This is a genomic window from Enterococcus sp. DIV0970a (genome assembly GCF_051711265.1).
GTDB lineage: Bacteria > Bacillota > Bacilli > Lactobacillales > Enterococcaceae > Enterococcus_D > Enterococcus_D casseliflavus.
The window spans coordinates 330528-351835 of sequence record NZ_JBIOMF010000001.1 but is presented as its reverse complement, the minus strand read 5'-3'; the positions used below and the strand labels follow the sequence as shown (position 1 = coordinate 351835).

The 21308-nt window shown below is 44.1% G+C and carries 18 protein-coding genes and 1 riboswitch; of the genes, 5 read left to right on the top strand and 13 right to left on the bottom strand.

What is annotated here, in order from left to right; translation table 11 throughout:
* Nucleotides 1-11: 11 nt before the first annotated feature.
* A riboswitch (Lysine riboswitch) is annotated at nt 12-185 on the top strand.
* A gap of 115 nt (nt 186-300) precedes the next feature.
* From IGK14_RS01680 to IGK14_RS01660, 5 genes are all read left to right on the top strand, one after another.
* Nucleotides 301-1890 (top strand): ABC transporter permease subunit, encoded by a 1590-nt coding sequence (locus IGK14_RS01680; protein WP_010748671.1) that lies wholly within the window; start codon nt 301-303, stop codon nt 1888-1890.
* An 11-nt stretch (nt 1891-1901) separates the two neighbouring features.
* A complete protein-coding gene (locus tag IGK14_RS01675) occupies nt 1902-2636 on the top strand; it encodes an amino acid ABC transporter ATP-binding protein (protein ID WP_005227196.1) in 735 nt (244 codons plus the stop codon).
* A 203-nt stretch (nt 2637-2839) separates the two neighbouring features.
* Nucleotides 2840-4192, top strand: a complete 1353-nt coding sequence (gene brnQ / locus IGK14_RS01670) for a branched-chain amino acid transport system II carrier protein (RefSeq protein ID WP_010748670.1) — start codon at nt 2840-2842, stop codon at nt 4190-4192.
* 118 nt (nt 4193-4310) lie between these two features.
* Nucleotides 4311-5816, top strand: coding sequence for a helix-turn-helix domain-containing protein (locus IGK14_RS01665; RefSeq protein WP_005227194.1), 1506 nt, complete (start codon nt 4311-4313; stop codon nt 5814-5816).
* Nucleotides 5817-6176: 360 nt separating this feature from the next.
* On the top strand, nt 6177-6536 hold the full coding sequence (locus IGK14_RS01660) for an iron chaperone (RefSeq protein WP_010748669.1): 360 nt from the start codon (nt 6177-6179) through the stop codon (nt 6534-6536).
* Between the two features lie 63 nt (nt 6537-6599).
* Here the strand turns inward: IGK14_RS01660 and IGK14_RS01655 are convergent, their stop codons facing one another.
* From IGK14_RS01655 to IGK14_RS01595, 13 genes are all read right to left on the bottom strand, one after another.
* A complete protein-coding gene (locus tag IGK14_RS01655) occupies nt 6600-6953 on the bottom strand; it encodes a hypothetical protein (protein WP_005227192.1) in 354 nt (117 codons plus the stop codon).
* 108 nt (nt 6954-7061) lie between these two features.
* Complete coding sequence (locus tag IGK14_RS01650; protein WP_010748668.1) at nt 7062-7520, bottom strand: low molecular weight protein-tyrosine-phosphatase; 459 nt, start codon at nt 7518-7520, stop codon at nt 7062-7064.
* Between the two features lie 3 nt (nt 7521-7523).
* Nucleotides 7524-8093 carry a TetR/AcrR family transcriptional regulator gene (locus IGK14_RS01645; RefSeq protein WP_005227190.1) on the bottom strand — a complete coding sequence of 190 codons (570 nt, stop codon included), beginning with the start codon at nt 8091-8093 and terminating at the stop codon, nt 7524-7526.
* A gap of 208 nt (nt 8094-8301) precedes the next feature.
* Complete coding sequence (locus IGK14_RS01640; RefSeq protein WP_010748665.1) at nt 8302-9762, bottom strand: helix-turn-helix domain-containing protein; 1461 nt, start codon at nt 9760-9762, stop codon at nt 8302-8304.
* A complete protein-coding gene (locus IGK14_RS01635) occupies nt 9740-10231 on the bottom strand; it encodes a hypothetical protein (protein ID WP_010748664.1) in 492 nt (163 codons plus the stop codon). Before IGK14_RS01635 ends, IGK14_RS01640 begins: the two co-directional genes overlap by 23 nt.
* A 44-nt stretch (nt 10232-10275) precedes the next feature.
* Nucleotides 10276-11073: a class A sortase gene (locus IGK14_RS01630; protein WP_034695660.1), complete on the bottom strand. Its 798-nt coding sequence runs from the start codon at nt 11071-11073 to the stop codon at nt 10276-10278.
* Nucleotides 11063-12142 carry a DUF916 and DUF3324 domain-containing protein gene (locus IGK14_RS01625; RefSeq protein WP_010748662.1) on the bottom strand — a complete coding sequence of 360 codons (1080 nt, stop codon included), beginning with the start codon at nt 12140-12142 and terminating at the stop codon, nt 11063-11065. The genes IGK14_RS01630 and IGK14_RS01625 overlap by 11 nt, the downstream gene beginning before the upstream one ends.
* 67 nt (nt 12143-12209) lie before the next feature.
* Nucleotides 12210-12950, bottom strand: coding sequence for a WxL domain-containing protein (locus tag IGK14_RS01620; RefSeq protein WP_010748661.1), 741 nt, complete (start codon nt 12948-12950; stop codon nt 12210-12212).
* Between the two features lie 11 nt (nt 12951-12961).
* Nucleotides 12962-13762 carry a WxL domain-containing protein gene (locus IGK14_RS01615; protein ID WP_010748660.1) on the bottom strand — a complete coding sequence of 267 codons (801 nt, stop codon included), beginning with the start codon at nt 13760-13762 and terminating at the stop codon, nt 12962-12964.
* A gap of 45 nt (nt 13763-13807) precedes the next feature.
* A complete protein-coding gene (locus IGK14_RS01610; protein ID WP_010748659.1) occupies nt 13808-14494 on the bottom strand; it encodes a WxL domain-containing protein in 687 nt (228 codons plus the stop codon).
* Nucleotides 14463-14831: an LPXTG cell wall anchor domain-containing protein gene (locus IGK14_RS01605; protein ID WP_010748658.1), complete on the bottom strand. Its 369-nt coding sequence runs from the start codon at nt 14829-14831 to the stop codon at nt 14463-14465. Before IGK14_RS01605 ends, IGK14_RS01610 begins: the two co-directional genes overlap by 32 nt.
* Nucleotides 14832-14845: 14 nt before the next feature.
* Nucleotides 14846-19714, bottom strand: coding sequence for a hypothetical protein (locus IGK14_RS01600; protein WP_010748657.1), 4869 nt, complete (start codon nt 19712-19714; stop codon nt 14846-14848).
* Nucleotides 19715-20347: 633 nt separating this feature from the next.
* Complete coding sequence (locus tag IGK14_RS01595) at nt 20348-21307, bottom strand: LacI family DNA-binding transcriptional regulator (RefSeq protein ID WP_010748656.1); 960 nt, start codon at nt 21305-21307, stop codon at nt 20348-20350.
* Nucleotide 21308: the final 1 nt, after the last annotated feature.

Genomic DNA, 21308 nt, shown 5'->3' with positions numbered 1-21308 from the left:
GTACCCTTTAACATTTAGGTAGAGGTCGCGAGGTTCATTAATCCTGCTGAGTGAAGCAACACGTTTACAGCAGAGCTAGGGAACATCGCCGAAACAAGATCGGTTTTGCTTGCATCGATTTTGTTGGGCCGCAAATGAACAATTTGTGGACTGTCTTAGCTTGTCTAAGTTGCGCTATGTTTTGTGAAAGGTTTGTCGACGATGACCTGTCAACAGCCGTTTTCCAATCATGGAGTACGGCTGTTTTTTTGCTTTTTCATCCTTACCTGCTTGTCCAACTCGTGAAAGGAAAGAGATAAAATGAAAAAAAATAATTGGATCTGGGCGGTCTTCGCCCTCTGTCTAACCCTCATTCAGCTGCCCCTAACCGTGCAAGCGGATGACCAAACGCCTGCGGAACAATTCCGTGTCGGTATGGAGGCAGGCTATGCCCCCTTCAACTGGACGCAAACGACGGACGCCAATGGTGCCGTGCCGATTTCTGGGGAAGAAGGCTCGGCGTTTGCCGGCGGTTACGATGTCCAGATCGCCAAACGAATCGCTGAAGGTTTAGGCAAGGAATTAGTGATCGTTAAAACCCAATGGGACGGTCTGCCGCCAGCTTTACAGGCGGGGACTATCGATGCCGTCATCGCTGGTATGTCACCAACGGCCGAACGCCGCGAGCAAATTGATTTTACCGATCCTTACTATGAATCCGACTTGGTGGTCGTAGTACGTAAAGATGGAGCATTCGCCGATGCCAGAAGCCTCGCCGATCTTTCGGGGGCAAAAATCACTGCTCAGCTGAATACCTTCCATTATACGGTCATTGATCAAATCCCTGAGGTCCAAAAAGAACAAGCCATGCGGGACTTCTCCTCCATGCGCGTTGCTTTAGCTTCGGGCATCATTGACGGCTACGTCAGTGAACGACCAGAAGGCGTCACTGCCGTCGGAGCAAATCCTGATTTGAAGATGGTCGAGTTCGATGAAGGAGCAGGTTTTGAAACCAATCCAGAAGACGTCCAAGTAGCAGTCGGGATGCGCAAAGGCGATCCCGATGTTGAAAAAGTCAATGAGATCCTTGCAGGAATCTCTGAAGAAGAACGGGTTTCCCTGATGGATCAAGCAGTCTTAGATCAGCCTGCAGATGCCAGCGGAGAAACGGCGGATCAAGGTCTGATCGCTGATTTCAAAAAAATCATTGATGATTACGGCATGCTCTTTTTACGAGGCGCTGGCTTGACCTTATTCATCGCGATCCTTTCAACGATCATCGGATTGATCATCGGTCTTTTAGTCGGTATCTTCCGGACACTGCCGCTTTCAGAAAATCCAGTAGGACGTTTCTTCCAACGAATCGTCAATGGCCTGCTGACCATCTATATCGAAGTTTTCCGCGGTACCCCAATGATGGTTCAGGCAATGGTTATTTTCTACGGAACGGCTCTAGCTTTTGGTGTCTCCATGAATCGCACGCTGGCAGCTGTGCTGATCGTTTCTATCAATACGGGTGCCTACATGTCTGAAATCGTTCGTGGGGGGATTTTTGCTGTAGATGACGGCCAATTTGAAGCAGCTCAAGCCATCGGAATGACCCATTGGCAAACCATGATCAAAGTTGTGTTGCCGCAAGTAATGCGCAATATTTTACCAGCTACCGGAAATGAGATCATTATCAATATCAAAGATACTGCCGTCTTAAGTGTCATCAGTGTTGCGGACCTCTTCTTCCAAGGTACATCAGCCGCTGGAACGAACTTCCAATACTTCCAAACATTTGCGATCATCGGTGTGATCTACTTAGTCTTGACCATCAGCGCCACCCAGATCTTGCGCTTTGTTGAACGCAAAATGGACGGTCCCAGTGCGTATGTCAAATTAGAAGACATCAACCCGAACGAATAAGGAGGAAGAACATGTCAGCAATCATTGAAATTGACCATTTAAAAAAGAGTTTTGGCGACAACGAAGTCTTAAAAGATATCAGTTTGTCTGTTAATAAAGGAGAAGTTGTCACGATCATCGGTTCTTCTGGTTCAGGAAAATCCACACTTCTTCGCTGCATCAACTTGTTAGAAAAACCAACCAGTGGGCAAATCATCTACTTAGGTGAAAATGTGCTGGAAAAAGGCTATGACTTGCCGAAATACCGTACACATCTAGGAATGGTTTTCCAATCCTTTAACCTATTCAACAATATGAATGTATTAGAAAACTGCGTGACGGGACAAGTCACTGTTTTGAAACGTGATCGCAAAGAAGCAGAAGCGACTGCCAAAGAAAATCTGGAGCAAGTCGGTATGGCTCAATATGCCAACGCCAAGCCTTCCCAGCTTTCAGGCGGACAAAAACAACGGGTAGCCATTGCCCGCGCCTTATCGATGAATCCAGATGTCATGTTGTTTGATGAACCGACTTCTGCGCTGGATCCAGAAATGGTCGGTGAAGTGTTGAAGACCATGAATACGTTAGCTCATACTGGTTTGACGATGGTGATCGTTACCCACGAAATGGGCTTTGCCAAAGAAGTATCTGATCGTGTCATCTTTATGGATCAAGGTGTCATTGCCGAACAAGGGACACCTGAAGATATCTTTATTCATCCAAAAGAACAGCGCACCAAAGAATTCCTTTCCCGTGTGTTGAATTAATTTTCTGTCTTGAAACACTTAGCGGTCTTCTTCCGAGCTTTTTCGTCCTTTTTCAGTACGCTTGGAAGAATTTAATGCTAAGTGTTTTTTATTCTCTAAACGACAATTGTCAGAATTTATCAAAAAATCACAAAAAACCATTGCTATTTGTTAGAAACTTTGTTATTTTTTTTAAAACTAAGGAATTATAGGAGCTTTCATTTATGGAAAAAAAGTTACAGTTTAAGGATTATATGTATGTTGGATCAATGCTTTTTGGTCTTTTCTTTGGTGCGGGAAATCTGATTTTCCCAGTCCACATGGGACAAGAAGCCGGTGCGAATGTCGGCTTGGCCAATCTTGGCTTTTTAGTAACAGGGATCGGCTTACCGTTTTTAGGGGTGATCGCCATTGGGGTTTCCCAGAGCAGCGGTGTTTTTGAATTAGCTTCTCGAATCAATCGACGCTACGCACTTATTTTTACGATTTTGCTTTATTTAGTGATCGGGCCGTTCTTTGCTTTGCCCCGTTTGGCTACCACTTCTTATGAGATCGGGATCGCTCCCCATGTTTCATCTGACATGCAAACTTGGTTATTGGCGTTGTTTTCTGCCCTCTTCTTTGGCGCTGCCTGGTGGTTTTCTCGTAAACCAAGCAAAATCTTAGATTATGTAGGGAAATTTTTGAATCCATTATTTCTGGTCTTACTAGGCGTTTTGCTGTTTTTTGCTTTTTGGCAACCTCTAGGAACCATCAGCGATGCGCCGATCTATCCTAGCTATCAAAGCGATGCTTTCTTTACTGGTTTCACCAACGGTTACAATACCCTTGATGCGCTGGCATCTTTAGCCTTCGGGATCATCATCGTCTCGACGATTCGCAATATGGGGGTTGAAAAACCTACGACGGTCGCAAAAGACACGATCCTTTCTGGTTCTGTCAGTATCGTGTTGATGGGGATCATCTATACCTTACTTTCTTATATGGGAACCAAAAGTCTAGGGCAATTTCCTATCAGCGAAAACGGGGGGATCGCTTTAGCACAAATCGCCAACCATTACCTTGGCACTGTCGGCAGTCTGCTGTTGGCTTTGATCGTTATCTCCGCTTGTTTAAAAACTGCCATTGGTTTGATCACGGCTTTTTCCGAAACCTTTGCTGGATTGTTTCCCAAGCAAAGCTACGGGTTCTTTATCGCTTTGACAAGTATCTTGCCAGCGATCTTCGCCAATGTCGGCTTGACCAATATCATCGAGTTTTCTATTCCAGTCTTGATGTTTATCTATCCACTGGCGATCACGTTGATTTTGTTGGCGATCATCAGTCCCTTGTTTCATCATCGTGCCAGTGTCTACCGAATGACGACATACTTCACATTGATCGCTGCAATCATCGACGGCTTAAATGCAAGTCCCGCACTGATTACCAACAACGCTTTCGTGCAAGGAATCTTGTCTTTTGCGTCAGATTATCTGCCCTTCTTCCAAATCGGGATGGGGTGGGTCGTACCGGCTGCGATCGGATTTTTGATCGGTTTGCTATGGTCGTGGTTCAAAAAAGACCCTGTTTCAGCCTAAATTAGTTAAAAAGATGAAAATAACCTACCTTTTTTTAAAGGGTAGGCTATTTTTTTGATTAAAAAGACTGACAGTTTCGTAAAAAAAAGATACAATAGAGCCACAAAGGAGGATACCTATGTTTTATGAAGAACTTATGATGGACCCGCAAACATTAATTAAATTTAAAATATTCCGGCGTATGCTGACTCTGCAAAACCCTAGCCACCCAATCGCACAATTGGCAAAGGAAATGGAGTTAAGCTACCAACAAGCTTTTATAGAGTTGACTGAGATCGACCAAGATCTAACTGAGTTAACTCCGGATCATATGTCGATACTCGGTCGTGGCGGTAAATTACAGCCTCAGAATATCGCGGTAACGATCGATGAATACCGCTTCTATTTATTGAATAAAAGCGTTCCGTTCTTATATGTTCTTTACATGCTGAATGAAGACCATCCTACGATCACGGATTTTTGTGCAAAATACGATGTCAGTCGTTCAACGGTGTCTCGCAAATTTGAACATCTAAAAAAACATTTGAAGCAATTTCAGCTTCGCTTTACGTACACTGAATCAAACTTGGTGGGCGATGAGCGTCTTGTGCGGCTCTCCCTATTCAATATCATTTGGTTAGGTACTCGTGGAATAGAATGGCCATTTGCGATCGCTGAGAGTGAGACAGAAAAAATGGTGGATCGATTCACGGAGTACTTCCCAATGACTCATTCTTATCTTGGCCGATTAGAGTTGAAGTATTTCGCCGCCTTGATTCTTTTACGAATCAAAAAAGGAAATTTTGCCAAATACGACAAGCGGTACAATTTCCTAATGAAAAATAATCCATATTTCGATTTTGAGCGTTTGACACAAGTCGTTGATCCTGAAGTTTCAATGACAGACAAACAATTAAAAGGCGAATCAGGGTTTATTTACTTGATGGCGCAAATCTTCCCATTCTATTTGAGTCCTGAAGAAGAAGCGTTGCAACAAACCTTGCAATTCTTTTCAAGCAAACAAAACCCAGTTTATCCATTAGTCGCAGACTTGTTAGCAGAGATGAAAGCAACCTTCTTTGCTTCACAACCTGGCCTGTTAGATGAGCCATTGGTCGTGGGTAATTTAATCAATGTGACTTTCGGCAACTACGTTTTCCGTCAGCCGTTTCCAAATATCTATCGCTTGCTGACGCCATCGATCAATCGCGGGTCTGCTGAAGAGCAGCTGCAGCAAAAAATCGATGAATTCTTAACGAGTTATCGTGAAGAATCCGCGGTGGACTATATCAACGATGAAAACCAAGAGCAGATGGCAACGATGTATACCCACGCCCTGCTACCGTTTTATGATCAAATCCGTTATTCGAATCGTTTACGGGTAGGGGTTGCGTTAGAAGACAATTTCTTAGTCGTTCAAGGATTGAATCAATTCTTACATGACTTGACCTTCGTAGCAGCAGAACCTTATGATCTAAACCAGCAAGAAAACTATGATGTCATCGTTAGTTCCAATCAGTTGATGAAAAAACTCAAACCAGAAAAAATGAGTTATATTTGGGATTATGCGGCAGATGATCGGCAATACATTGATTTGTATCGTACCTTGAAAAACCGTTTTGATGAAAAGAACCTTTCTCTGTAATCAAACCGTTACGGTTTCTTAAGAACTTCCGAAAAGATTTGTCACAAAATATTCATATTTATCTCGTATACTCTATGTATACCAACAAACAACCCTAACTAACACTTTTTCATTTTTAACTCCTTCCCGTCGGCCACCCACCGACGGGTCTTTTTTTGCTTCTTTTCGCAGCCAGCAAACTTAAACACTTTCCAATCTTTTCTCCACAAAAAATTCATATTTGAACAGTATAGTATACATAACCCAACAAACAACCCTAACTAACACTTTTCATTTTTACTCCTTGCCTGTCAGCTACCCACTGACAGGCTCCTTTTTTTCTTACGGGGTTTGCCGTATACTAAAGGCAGGAGGTGTCCTATGACAAAAGCCATTACGACAGTTGACCAATACATTGCAACAGCTCCAGCAGAACGACAAGCGATTTTAAGAAAGGTCCGTCAAACCATCAAAGCCGTTTTACCTGAAGCGGTTGAAAAAATCAGTTATCAAATGCCTACCTATCATCAGGGAGAAAATATCGTGCATTTTGCCTGCGCCAAACAGCATCTTGGCTTTTATCCCACGCCTTCTGCGATCACGGCCTTCACAGAAGACCTACAACCCTACAAAACCAGTAAAGGGGCGGTTCAGTTTCCTTTTGCACAGCCGATCCCTTACGAACTGATCGCTGTGATGACCGCTTGGCGACTCGCAGAAGTCAAAAACAAGCACGCTTAACCAGCAATAAAAAAACCGCTGTGTCTAATGACGCAGCGGTTTTTTTGCTATGCACAGGCTTGTCTACAAGCCAGGTTTTGTATTCAAGGTGCTAACTTTCAGCACATGATGCAGGGGAATAATCCGCAGCTGCTGACGGTCGCTTTGTAATTTCAAGACAACTTGTTCTTTTGCTACCGTTTTGCCGACGATCCAGCCGGTAACGGTTTCAAAACCACCCAATTTCTCTGTTTTTACTTGCAGCACGACCAGGTGCTTGGCAGCGGCTGCCTCTTGCAGCGTTCGCTGGATTTCTTTGACTTTTTCAGACTGATTCTTCTTGTCAGCATCATCACTGAAAAAGGTATCCAGCAACGTTGTGGATGTCATCACAATGAGTTTGCCCAATTGTTTGATGGGCGATGGTTTCTTTTCCATTGGACATTCCTTTCTGCGCGTTGCAGCAGTTTATAAAAACCACACATACGTTCGCATTTACATGGTTCTATTTTAGCAAATTTTTGGTAAAATACAAGCGAACACGCCTTATTTTTCAGAAGAAATAACCTCTAGCCAAAAAGGAATTCCTTCTTGTAGCAGTTGATAGGTCTCTTCGAAATCTCCTGTATAATAAGGATCTGGTACTTCCGCGGTTTCTTTGCCAGGAACAACACTCAAATACGAACGAATCTTTGCGGTGGTATCGGCAGGTGCCAGCGCTTGAAGTGTTTCAACATTACTTTGATCCATACCGATGATCCAGTCAAATTTGGCAAAGTCTGCTTCTGTGATCTGCCGTGAAATGAGTCCCTCGCTGGATAAGCCTGCTTGACGCAATCTTTTTTTGGTTCCGGGATGAGCAGAATGTCCGACTTCCCATGAGCTGGTCGCTGCCGAATCGATCTGCCAATCCAATTTGCGTTTTGTTATTTCTGCTTTATAAATAGCTTCTGCCATGGGGGAACGGCAAATATTACCTAAACAAACAAATAAAACTTTCGTCATCGCTCACTGCTCCTCTTTTTCATAGATTTGGTGGCCAAAAAATTCCACATCCTTCGCCAAACGAAACAATTGCGTTGCAATCTCTAAGGGGGTCTCTGGAAAGTCGTTGTGAATCCAATTTTCCAAAATGCCTCCGCAGCCGTAGGAAAAGAACCGGCTATAAAATAGAATGTCTTGTTTCGTCAATTGCTGCTCTTGATCGACCTCCAAGAACAAGCGCTGAAAAAGCGGTTCTGTGATCTGTAGAAATCCGTTCATTAAGATTTCGCGGTCATAAGCCAGTGATTTGCGGTAAAAGGCCGGCGCTTGTTTCATTGCTTTCAGCATGCGCAAGGCGGCTTCTTCCCAGTTATCAAGGGAGACATCTTCTGTCGTCAAAAAAATCAGGGCATCTTGCCGATAGATCCATTGGATCAAAGCTTTTTTATCAGGAAAATGGTAGTAAAACGTCTGCCGATTGACTTGCGCCTTTTCGGCGATCTCCTGTACGCTGATTTTATTCACTTCTTTGGTCTCACAAAGGGTGATCAATGTCTGGCCAATCACAGCCTTCGTTTGTTTCCCATCCATCATAGGGCACCTCTTTTTCTTCTCTTTCTATCATACCAAATTTTCCTGCAAAAAAAAATCCTATCAAATGGTCCTTTTTCACAGACCTTCCCCGAAACCTTCATCAGAGCAATAGATTCCTGGGCGCTTTTTAAATAGGACAGGTTTCTACAAAAAACGCCTGCCTCCATTTGAGGCAGACGTTGCTTTCGATAGTTAAACGGCGGGTTGCTCATTGTGCCATTTTGGTTTGAAACTGTTCTCTTCGAATCACACTGACTTTTTCAGTGAAATTGGCCCAGTCGATGGGTCTAGGTGGTGCCAGCCATAAGATATGGTCGATCCCCAATGCACCATAAAAGGGTAAGTTTGAAAGAATCAGATGCGTATGATCATCTGGGTAACTTTGGAATTGGACATTTAAATCGAGGATTTTTTCGATATTCTTTTGGATCATCTGATTGTAGGAATCGCCAAATGAAAAGTCCACGCAGACATACAAGGGAACCAAAATCTCTTTTAGCGGAATCGTGGAAATCAACAGAATCAGGTACCTGAAAAACAAAAACTCTTTATTGTTCCATAAGATCGGCCGGTTGCGGCTTTCTTCCAGATAGTTACGGCAAAAGGCAGCATATTCTGGATAGGTTTCAAGAAAATACGTCACATCCATATATTGGTATTCATAGCGAGAACTAAAGGAAAACGACAAGAGCTGATAATGGATCGTTGTCGTTTCAGCATGAAGAAGTGCCAACGTGTCCGCGGTTAAGGAAAACTGCTGTTGGACGGCTTGAATAAAATGCTCGTTTAATTGTTGGATATAGGTTTGTTCTTGATCGATGTAGCTATTGTTGTCGATCAGCCAGCCCTCAACGATCAAAAAGCGCAAAATATCTCGAGCTTCACGCTCTAGCACTTCTTGATCGGTGATCGTCAAAATCTCCTGCAGCCAGCGTTTCAATTCCTCAATGATCACGAGATGTTTGGGCAAGACTAAATCATTTTCCACGCTGTTTTGCAGGTAATGACCATTCGTCATCCGTGCCAAAACGATTCCTAGATAATGTTTCTTGCGAATCCGCATGCGAGCAGACTGTTCTGGTTTAAGCCAGGTGCTTTCATTAAAACGATCAAAGGTCTTTTCTTTTTCTAGGATTTCTTTTGGAAAAGGCGAATGATTCAGATAGTATTCCTTCATAAAAAAGAGAAAAATAAATTCCCTGATCTCACTTTCCTCCCCAACCAGCTGAAATTCTTTCGTCACTTCAATATCATATTCTTTCAAGATCAGTTTGAACTGTTTAAATTCTTTATAGACGGGATTATGGCTTAAATAGTGATTGGTGGCAAATTCGTATAAAGAAGACAATTGCTCAAAAAAACATTCTTTCAACATGGAAAATTTCAACGCTTGATCCAAATAATAGGTCAGCAGTGTATCGGAAGTTGCCAGCCCCGAGGCATTCAGTTTAATGACCGTCCCATCGGTCACGATCTCAAATTCCTCGTTCAATCCGAGTTCATAAAAATCAAGATTCAATTCTTGAACGGTTTTGTTGATCAAAAATTCTGACATGGTCAATTGATCCATCAATGTTTCCTTCGTTTCCGAAAGAGCGACTGCGTTTTCCAAATATTGCAGCATCACCAATTTTCGTTTGTCCGCCTTATTCAAAAATGTCACAAACATGCGTTTTCAAGCCTCCATTGTTTTTTTGGCCATAAAGGACGTTTCCTGAAAATAAGTAGCACAAGCTGGCAAGATAAGAAGGCTTATCATCGCCATCACCATCTGTATTATTTCCTGGCAGTGCTAGATCGACGTTCAAACGATCCGGCGCAAAGACATCCTCCAGCATGACTCGTTGGGCAAAATGTTTTTTCTTTTCCAAAAAACTGCTTTCTGACAGTGAGGATCGCTCCGGCTCTTTTTTCGGAACGGTTTCTGGTTCAGGCGCGGGTTGTTCTTTGGATTCTTCCATTTCAGTTGGCGGTTCCTCCACTTTTTCTGGTATTTCTTCTGGTGGGTCCGTGGGGACGATTTCTTCTGAGGGGTCCAGCGGATTATAAATGGTCGCAAAAACGACTTGTTCTGTAACAAGATCGATCATTCCGATAATCATGCACGCACCAATGACAAAGCCAAATCTGCGTTTCATTTTATTCACCCTCCTTATCATCAGCGCATCTTCTGATGATGTTTCTACGACGCTGAACGGTCCAACAACTTATGGGCGCCCAGCAGACATCCACTAATTATAAATAAAATAACAAATAAAAGAAACCAATTTTTCATTGATTGTTGTTTCCATACCGTTTCTTGTTTTTCAACCATCACTTTTGCTGCTTTCGGCGTGCTGATTGTCGCCGCTGGTTTTTGTGGATGATCGGCAGTTGCCTGCTCAACAGGAATTGCTGTCAGCACGTACCGTTCTTCTGTTCGAGTAGGCGTAGGACAAGTGATCAAGGTCAATTTTGGTGTCTGTTCTTCCTCTAGCACCGACAAGTCCGACTCGTCTACGATTTTTTTATCCGTGATGATATACTGTTGACTCTCCTCGAGATAGGTCACTGATACTTCCATCCCCACCTGTGCTTCTAGCAATTGACCAAATAACAAACTTTGTCTCCCAAGATGATGCCCTAAAACGACAAAATTGCTATTTTTCAACGAACGTTCGGGAAACATCACGACGCCGCCTCTCAGCAGCTGTTGATTCGTTAGTCCCACCAACAGCGGCTGCTGGAAATCGATCGCCTCGATTGCGACAAAGCCGTACCCAGTGATCGTTGTCGGCTGAGGCGCCATTACATCTGACAGAGCTGGCATTTGGATCGTTTCTTCTGGGATCGTTGCCGGCAGCTGGGTGGCTATCGTCAATTGCGTGGTGCGTAATTGCCAACTGACGATGCTTTCTTTTAGAAAAGGCAGTGCCAGCAAAAGAATACCTACGATGATCAACCCATCGATCAAGCATTTCTCAAGGTGCTCACGCTTCATCCGTTTCATTTTTTTTCTTTCGTCGGTACCATAAAAGCAGCAAGGCGAGTAGTAGCAACAGTCCGCCGATCAAGAAGTAAAGCCATGTGTAATCTGTTTCGATCGTCACATCCTTCTTATTAAGATCACGTGCGACCTCTCCCGTCACTGTAAATTCTTTTTCGAAGGTCCATTTATAGAGATAGCTTTCTTCTTCGCCTTCTTCATTTTCAATTTTGTATTGCCCTTCATCGCTTTTTCCACCATAGGCAACGGAAGTCAACACGTAGGTCCCTGCTTCTAAACGTTGTCCTTCTAAAGAGATTGGGTACGAGAAGTTGGAATTAGGTGCCATTTGCATTCGTGAGGTATCCGAAGAATACAAGACGTCGCTATCACCTTTTTTCTTCACTTCATTGATCAGGCGTAATGAATTCAAGTAAGCTGCTTCAGGATTTTGAAGAGTGACATTGATAGTATTTCGGGCGTTGACTTGACCTGGTCCAACATCCAGCAGTTTTAGATCCGGTGAAACTTCTGTTGTGTTTTGACGCAGTAAAATCGCAACGACATAGGCATACTCATTCTTGATAGCTAACCCTTGCTCTTCTTCACTGTCAGCAGTATCGGTTTCCTCTGTCGTCTCTTTTAAGGTCAATCCGCCTGCGATAACCCCTTCAAAGGATTCTGAAGGCATGGTGATCTTTAAGGGCAAGGTGATTTGGGATTGTTTGGGGATCGTGATCTCTTCATCCACTTCAATCAAATCAGCCATATCATAAGGCAAGGTTTCGTCCGCTTCGATGTCGTTTTCGCCATATTCCACGACTCCGTTTAAGTTTGTGGTAGCTGAAGCGATCACTGGTGCGATGACGACCTCTTGATCGGTGTCATTACGCAATTGAACTTCAACGGTTTGTACCGTACCCGGCGCCATTTTCAAGTCAAAGTACGTTTTTTCTTTATCGATTTGATTTTCTGGAATTACGGGATTGACGGCAAAGTTAAATTCAGAAGCGGTTCCTATCGTTGGTACAAAAAAGAAAATACTTGCGAATAGGAGCGCCAAAAGCTGGTTGATTTTTTTCATGATGGATGTCCCTTCTTTCTATGTATTCTCCTTAAACCACGAAAGGGTTCAAGGAGAAAGCTGGTACTTATGGGTTTGTTGGTGTGTCTGTCAGTAACCAAGTAAACGTGGTGTTGTATTGGCTGGCATATTTTGTCGTTGAGCCTGGAACTTCCAACTCAATGCTATCCATAGCTGCAGCTAAACTATCGCCCCAGCTCATTAGATAGGTCCCTGCCCCTTCGCCATCTTGGGCACTCATCACTAAGGATTGAGCACCATTTGGATTCAATGTGATCGTTGAACTTACATTTGATGGTTTTGGTGACAAGGAAGGTGTTACTACAGTTCCCTTCGTCAAACGAATTTGCGCGGCGGTCAATTCTTGATCTTCTGCTGTTTTGAACTGACCATTTTGGCGAACATTCAATGTCCAACCGCTCTCTGTTCCCCGATTGTCTGTCACTTGGACAAAATTTGGTCCTTCTTGATTCACATTTGCTGAATCTACGTATTTTTGGGTTTCCGCATGGTAGATCTCTGTTTTTGAGGTGATTTTTTGCGTACCAAAGTAAAGGCTTGAAGCAAAATCAATCGATAACGGTCCGTTGGTTCCTGGATTTGGTCCATCTGGGTCCGTTGGGTCAACTGGTTTGATCGGATTTTCTGGATCTGGGTCTGTTGGACTGATTGGATTGGTTGGGTCTGTATTTGGTTCAAAAGTGATCTGTCCGTTTGAATTGTATTCTGCGCTGTCCGCTGCTTGTGCCAGCGCAGGAGCAGCGAAGCTTAGCCCTAATACTGAGAGAAATGCTAGTGTTTTTTTCATGTCTATACTCCTTATCCTTCCGTTCCTGGTGTATCTGATAATACCCAAGTTAGTGTAGTCGTGTAGCTAACGGCATCTTTTGGTGTGCTGCCGGGTACAGAAAGTGCGACCGCTTTGGTAACATCTGCTTGTACTTCTTGGCCATCCTTATCTATTTCAGTGACCGTCTCAACGCTTCCCCAAGCGTTGACCCATGTTCCAGCACCCGTTTGATTTGCTGCGGTCATCACCACTGATTCAGCACCTGCTGCATCCAATATGATCGTCGCTTCTGCCACTGGAGCAGTAACGCCGATCGCATTTGATTTAACGGCAGGACTTGTTAGGGTAATGACAGAACCAGTCAATTCTTGATTCAACGTCGATTCGTTTTTGAATTGACCATTTTGCTTCACAGACAACCGCCAACCAGCATTACTACCGCGATTATCCGTTACTTGAACATAATTGGCAGTTTTTAATGTAGAAACTGTGTCATCGTCATTCAAATACCCTTGTGCTCGTGCATAATAGACTTCGTTTTTATTGGAGATTTTATTGACACCAAAATCTAAGCTAGAGGCATAATCGATCGATAATGGTCCATTCGTTCCAGGGTTTGGTCCATCTGGATCGGTTGGATCCACAGGATTGACTGGGTTTTCTGGATCTGGATTTTCTGGATTGACTGGGTTCGTCGGATCGGTATTTGGAATAAAATCAACCGCCCCATTTGAGGTGTAAGAAGCCGCTTCAGCTGCTGAAACCTCAGTTGCTGCACTCGCTGCTGCCAATACGGCAAGACTTAAAAAGACCCATGCTGTTTTTTTCATTTCTATTTGACACTCCTTTATCTGTTTTACTGAAAATCAGTGATTTTAATTGCTTTCAGGGACATTCTTTAAATTCCAAGTCAATGTCGTCCGATACTCTTTGGCTAATTTTACGGAACTGCCTGGTACATTTAATTTTACTGCCGTTGACCCTTCCGTTGCATCGTTCCCAAACTTGTAGATCCAAGTGCCCATTCCTTTTCCGACAGGTGCGTTGACCAATGTGATTTCACTATCGGGTACAAAGGTATGACTTGCCGTAACCGTTGGTGCATACTGCATATCGGTGACCGAAGTTGCTGCACCTGAGGCGATCGATAATGAAGCCCCGACTAGTTCTTCGTCATCAGCCGTTTTGAATTGTCCGTTTTGCACAACGCTCAATGACCAGCCTTCTTGCGTTCCTCGTTTATCTGTTACTTGCACATAGTTTGGTCCAGCAGCGCCAGCTGTGAACTCTTGCAGCTGTGCGTAATAATCTTTTGTTTCGGAAGTGATCAGTTGGTTGCCAAATTGAAAACTTGAAGCAAAATCGATCGATAATGGTCCAGCTGTTCCAGGGTTTGGTCCATCTGGATCGGTTGGATCGGTTGGATCGACGGGATCCACTGGTTTTTCTGGATCGGTCGGATCAACTGGATTGGTTGGATTCGGGTCCGCTTCAAAAGTGATTGCTCCATTTGAGGTGTATTCAGCGGCATTAACGGTTGTTGGTAACAGAGCAGTGCTCATCAATAGAATGCCTGCCGTCAAGAAAAGTTTTTTCATTTTTTGTTCTCCTTTTGATTAAAATGATTCCTGCTGCCAACAAAACGACAAGACCACTGCTTTGATAGCTATTAAAGTGATCCGACCCTGTTGCCGGCAGAATGTTGTTGCCTTTTTGATTTACTTGTTTATTCCCTGGCTGTTCTTTTACGGGCTCTTCTGGCTCCTCAACTGGTTCTTCATAGACACCGAAAAAGGAAGTAATGCCATTGCTGTCATAGGCACCTGCTTCGGCTGCTGAAACGAGCTGAGGAAACATTAATAGACAGCCAGCAATAATACCGATCATGATTTTTTTCATTTATTTTCCTGCCTTTATGGGTTGCCAGGTGCCGAAACTAGCTGCCAGCTCAAGGTTCCTTGATAGTCCCCGACTTTTTGCTGTTCGACTGGAACGGTAAGCTTGATTCCTTCATTCTGACTTTCGCCCCAGTGCTGGTTCACGACGTATGTGCCATTTTCTGTCAATTCCGTTTCCTCGATGATCATTTCCCCACTGGTTATCATCTGTTCTTGACCGTTTGTCACAAAGCGGAAGACATCGGTTAATTGATCTGTCCCATCCGTTAATGGCTGTTGCTCTTTGACCGTCAAGCGCCATGGACTCCGTTCGGACCCTCTCGTATCTTTCACTGCTAGCTCGCCTGTGATCGTTGGCCAATAATCTTGTGTTTCTGTGGCAACTTTCTGCTGCCCAAAATCAAAGTCTGTTGGCACACTGCTTAAAATAAGCTCGCCGGCAACTGCGACATTGACGACTTTTTCTGCCCGTTGACTGCCTGCTTCATAATGGTAAGCCGTTGACACATTTTTCAACAGCTCAGCTTCCGTTGCTTGCTGGATCGCGGCAAAAGCTTGCGGATCGACAGTCGGTGGTACATTTGCCCGATTATCTGCAAAAATCGTGGTTGCTTGGGTATAGTCTGCCAAAGCGGCTTCATCTGTCAGTGCCGTTGCTTCTGGTAAGGTCAAACGGACATCTTTTGCATAGACGGCAAATTGCCGATCAGCAGAAATGACACTTTCATTTTTGACCACCACCAGATTCACGGTAGTTTCTGCCTGATTCTGATCGTTTTCCCCTACGGAAAAAGTGATCGCTTGTTTGCGATAGACCGCTGTTTCTAACGGTTCTTGAATCGCAGCTAAGACCTCATCTGTCAGTGTATCCTTAAAGAAAGGACGCCCACTAGCTTCGAGATAAGTCACAGCTTGTTCTTTGGTCAGCGATTGTGCCTCTTGCTCTGTAAGGATCACATTGCGTGCTTGGACTTCCGCCTTATTTGAGTAGCGGACGCTGATATCGTAACTATATTCCCCATCAGGACTCGTCCAATCAACTGGTTCTGAATCTGGTTGTTCCGTCAACTGCTGATCCGTGCTATCCAGCTTGCTGGATTTGATTTGACCCCCATAGACCCATGAACCGGACGTTTGGGTTTCTGGTGTGAACGTCAATGTTGGCAATTCCGTTACCGTGTAGGGAATCAATAAACGCCCTTTTTGCACCTGCGTCCCCGCCTGCTCAGTTCCCCATGCTTGCAAGGTCAGCGGCGTATTGTTCTCTTTGACTGCCGTTACATCGTGACTAATGGCACCGATCCCATTCGCGACTCCCGGTGTTTCGACTTCGTAGTTAATGATCGAACCTGGTATCGCAATACCGTACCCATTGGCTGCATTGGTGACATCGTTGTCCCCAATGAAGGTTTTCCCAGTCGCTTTTTCGATCCCACTGAAATTGATTGGCGTGATCGCTGCAGCATTAGCAGCAGTTGGATTTATGGTCAGTACTTGATAGGCACTAACCGCCCCAAACCACGTTCCTTGACTGTTGACTCGAGAACCTGCATCATTGGTCGTCGTTTTCAGCCACATTAAGTGATCTTTGTCCGTATCTGGTGTGGCGAAATCTGACAGATTGATTCGTCCCGTTCCCGGCGGCGACTCGATCGTCCCTTTGTCTTCTACCGTTAACTTCGCCCCTGAAATCAAATTCGTTGCGGAAGTAATCCCGATACCAGCATCTTTGGAAAGATGGATGTCACCGAACTGATGATAGGTCGTTGCGTGATTGGCAGCAGTCGCTGAACGGCCATTTTTGATGTCTCCCCCATTGGCCATCAGCTTGATACCGTTTGTCACATTCAATTCGGTAAAGTTGACGATCCCCAGACCCGTCACAGCGATTGGATCAGTTTGATAAGAAGCTGTCCCATCGACATTTTCACCAAAGTTCATCTTCACTTGATTACTGCTGTTGGCTACGATCGTGTTCGTAAAATTATCTGACGCGTTTCCGCCTGAGATCCCATTGATACTTTTGGCTCCTTGAAGTCGCATCTCGACATCTCTTAAAATTTGACTGGAAGAAATATTGGAATAATACGTGGTGTATAAATTCCCGATACTTGATCCTTCCGCCTGGATATTCATATAAATTTTGCCGCTTCTCGTATTGCTAGCAGTCCGTCCGCCATCACCATAGATCGTCGCCCCATTCAGTGCATCTGACCCCGGCTTTGTGTATATGTTCAATGTAATCGTATTGGAGCTGTCGGTCCCAACGATATTCGTACTGTTAAACGGATTTCCGCCTGAGATGTTCGTTCCAGAAGGAAGGGCAAACTCACCATCGTAATTTCTCAAATCCAATGTCAAACTGGCATTTCCTAATAACCGTCCATTGTTCGTAACACCGCCTGAAAAACCATTAGACCCTGTACGCGGAGTACCTGAGAAGTTTCCGCCAAACACTCGATTATCTGAGTTTCCGTTAATGGTGTGGGAAGAAGCGACACCATAAGAGGCACCGAGTGAGGCATTGATCACCCCATCATAAACCGTTACTGCGACATTGCCGGTCACTAATAAGTCATCCCAGCCGCCACCAGATAAAAACCAGTCTACTTGCCCATTATTTACGGTCGTTCGTCCATCTCCGTAAACACGGCGTCCAGTATAGCCTGTTCCTTCTAGCGTATCGACGATCCCAGAGTTCAAAGTATTGGAAGAATTTCCCTCAATGACACCTGAGAAGGAACCACCGTAGGTCCAGCGAGCAACCGTGTTATTCAAGATCGTTTTGGTATTCCCTTTAATATAGATATCCCAAGCTGTTCCTGGATAACCGCCGCCACCAACGATATCCCATCCAGATGAATAGCCTCTCGTTTTATTGCTCGTTGAGTAATCTAGATTTGTCGGTCTGGATCCTGTGTAAGCAATCCCATCTCCCCCAGGACTACCATCCGAAGTGATCGTACCAACTTCAATCGTCGTATTTCCCTCAACATAGCCGCCTCGACCAGCTGCCGTCGAATAAATCGCACCGTTTGAAAAGGAACCGCTGACTAGATGAGAAGTGATATCGCCATAAACTTTAAAACTTGCCGCTGCTTCTGCCAGTGCTGCTCGTTGTTCCGGAGTATAATTGTCATACGTCGTCGTATTCGAAGCCCCCATTGAACTTTGAGTCAAGGTACTAACGTTGTTTCCCCCACCGCCGTTAAAATCACCAATTCCGCCGACGCTGGCACTCGGTCCGGCTTTCACGGTGTTGACGATGTTTCCTGTGATGGTACCAGTATTCCGATTGCCACCTTCAAATTCACTCCGTCCAGTGGAATAGCTGCTGGCATCAAGGTTGGTCACGATGGCATCCTTAGAACGGTCAGAGCCGATGTTGCCATAAAATGAACCGCCTACAAACCGATTGGATATCCCTGACCAACCGCCTGCACCCGAGATCGTACTGCGGATCGTTCCATTGATGTTGCCATATTGAACGCCACCAGCAAAAGTACTTAAACGGAAGCTTGCATTGGTGGTTTGAATCGTCGTTTCAACATTGCCTGTCACATTGGCTGTATTGGAAGCGTTTGTTCCAAGACCACCGCCATAATAACTGCCTAATGTGCCATTTAAACGATTGATCGTGACACTGGTATTCCCATCAATCGTACCAATATTGGCACCTCCAGCGATCGTACTGATATTACCTACTGTATTATTTACGACAATTGCTGTATTCCCGGTCAATGTACCACCGTTTTGATTCCCCCCATAAATATTCCAAGTTCCTGAACCTGTCGCATTCAATGTGATTGTTGGGTTTCCCGAAAGGTCGCCATTGTTGCTTCCCCCATAAATCGCAAGACCGTTCCCGGTGGACCCACCGTTCAATGAAAGGCTATACCCATTCATGTACATCCTCGTACCACTATAGTTGAGGTTTCGAATCACTACATGAGAACCGAAGTAAATGTCCGTGCCAAGTGCAACCGTGCGACTCCCAGTGGTCAACGTTGTTGCATCTGTGATGGGATCATCACTATGCCCTGTGATGATCAAGCGGCTGACTTTTCCTTGCAGCGCATAAAAAGTCATGTTCGTATTATCGACTGTGGCTGGAATCGTCTTTGAAGTCAGATTCGTTGGCAGTGATAACGATCCACCCGAGCCAACATACAAAGCAAATTCTTGGCCATTGCCGTTTTGATACATATCAAACAACGCTTGACGAATGCCTTCAGCACTATTGGTGTATTCCGCATATGCTGATCCATCTCCAGCTGGGCTTGGTACAGCGATCACTTTCGTTTTATCGGCTTCTGCAATGATCTCTTTGATCGATTGCTCTGCCAACGAGATGTCCGCCGCTCTTGCCTTAACCGTCGGTTTAAAAACAGCAGTTAAGGTTTGGTTCTCCGTGAGAATCAATTCGGTCAACGCTTGACTTGTATAGACCGTGCCATCTAACGACCAGCCTTCAAAAGCAGTATCATCTTCGAAAACTGGCAACTCACTTTCTTTTAGTGCTTCCCCTTTGTTTTTGCTGATCTGAGTGCGGGTTTCCCCGGTAGCAAATAGATGCTCCGTGTCTGTCAGAAAGGTCACCTGTACTTCTTCTGCAGCTTCCGATGAAGCTTCTGTTTCAGATGAAGCTGTGTCAGTGGCTCCTGTAGACGAATCTGTCGAAGCAGGTTCACTAGATGCTTGCACTTCAGTTTCGTTCGTCTCTTCCAGACTGTCGATCGATGAAACGACAGGGTCAGAAGAAGACATACTTTGTTCTTCACTTGTTTTTGTAACACTTTCGGCTTGTGCCACTACCATTGCATATGAAAAACACGGACCTGATGTTAGTAGAAAAACAAGTAAAGTTGTTAAAAACCGTTTCACTTTATCCCTCCTATCTTAAAAAAATAAACGTATCGCGCAGTGCACGCCCTGTGTTACAACTCTTAGTTTAGCGAGTTGGCGAAAGAGAATTATAATTCTTTTTTTCTTCCATTCAAAATTATGATTATAATTGATTTTTCATAATTCCGATTTTTGTAACTTCCACATCTTAGAGCTATCTGTTACTCATCGATTGAAAAAAAGCGCAAATTATCAGGATGAATCATCGATTCTTTTCAAAAAACTGCTTTTCTCTTTCATAAATCATACAAAAAACGAGGGATAAATCAACACTCATAATTAAATTAAGATGAGAAAAATAAATAAAAAGTTAGAATATTTGACAAAATTCAGCGGCACAAAACTCTTTTCTAACGACCTAAAATAATAAGTTAAAAGAACGCTTCCTATCTTCTGACTGTAGATAATGATAATGTTATAATCAAAAATGAATAAAAAACGTTACTTAAAAATTCCATTGCATATAAAATAACAAAATAAAAATTATTATTTTTTTATAAATCACTGATTTTGATAAAATAAGTAAAGTTATTTTTGAAATAACGCAAAAAAAGCCTCAAACAGTGTTCTCTGTTTGAGGCTTTTTCAACTCTTTTTCCTTTAATGGATCAATTAAATAAATGATCCGCCATCCACAAAAGTGGTATAAATATGCTCGTCCGCCACTGGATCCCCTTGGATCGATTGTACGATTTTCTCAGCTGCCACCATGCCCCATCGATGTTTCGAATAGGAGATCGTCGCTAAGCGCGGCTGCACAAAAGCGCCTAATTCCGTGTTATCAAACCCGATGATGCGGATCTCTTTTCCGATGCGATAGTCGGTCTCGCGGACATATTTGTAGACCCCGATCGCCATCTCATCATTGAAGGCAAAGATATCAATGGGAAACTGGGGATCATTTGCTAAGAGCTGTTTTGCCGCTCGATAACCAGAAGGTTCCGTGAAGTCACCAGGAATGACTTCATAAGGAATACCAAAGCGCGTCAATTCTTTCGTACTGGCTTCCAAGCGCTCCCGACTGTCGTAGCCTTTTTCTGGCCCTGCTAAGAGGAAGACTTTTTGGCTTTGTCCAGCGATCAAGCGATCGATCGCCAGCACAGCCCCTCCTTTATTGTCTAACAAGACTTGATGGATGTTTTCATGAGACAAGACACGGTCTAACACGACGATTTGATGCCCTCGTTGGGCGTATTGCTCGATTTCCTTTGCTGGAAACGTCCAATCCAAAATGATGGCACCGTCCACCATCCGCTCAGGAATAAACAAGTGTGACTTCTTGCCGCTGCAGACGATCATTTCATAGCCGAAAAGTTCCAGCCCTTTCTTGATACCATCTAGCAATTCCCCATAAAAACTTCCGGCATAATCGGCGAGATAAACACCGATGATGTTGGTTTGTCTGCGTTTCAGTGTGCGAGCAGCCATGTTCGGAACATAGTTCAATTCGTTTGCGATCGCTTGAATCCGCGCGCGGGTTTCCTCGGTCACTTTTGGACTGCCATTCAATGCATACGAAACGGTGGATATGGAGACACCCGCTTTTTGGGCAATATCTTTGATTCCTACCATG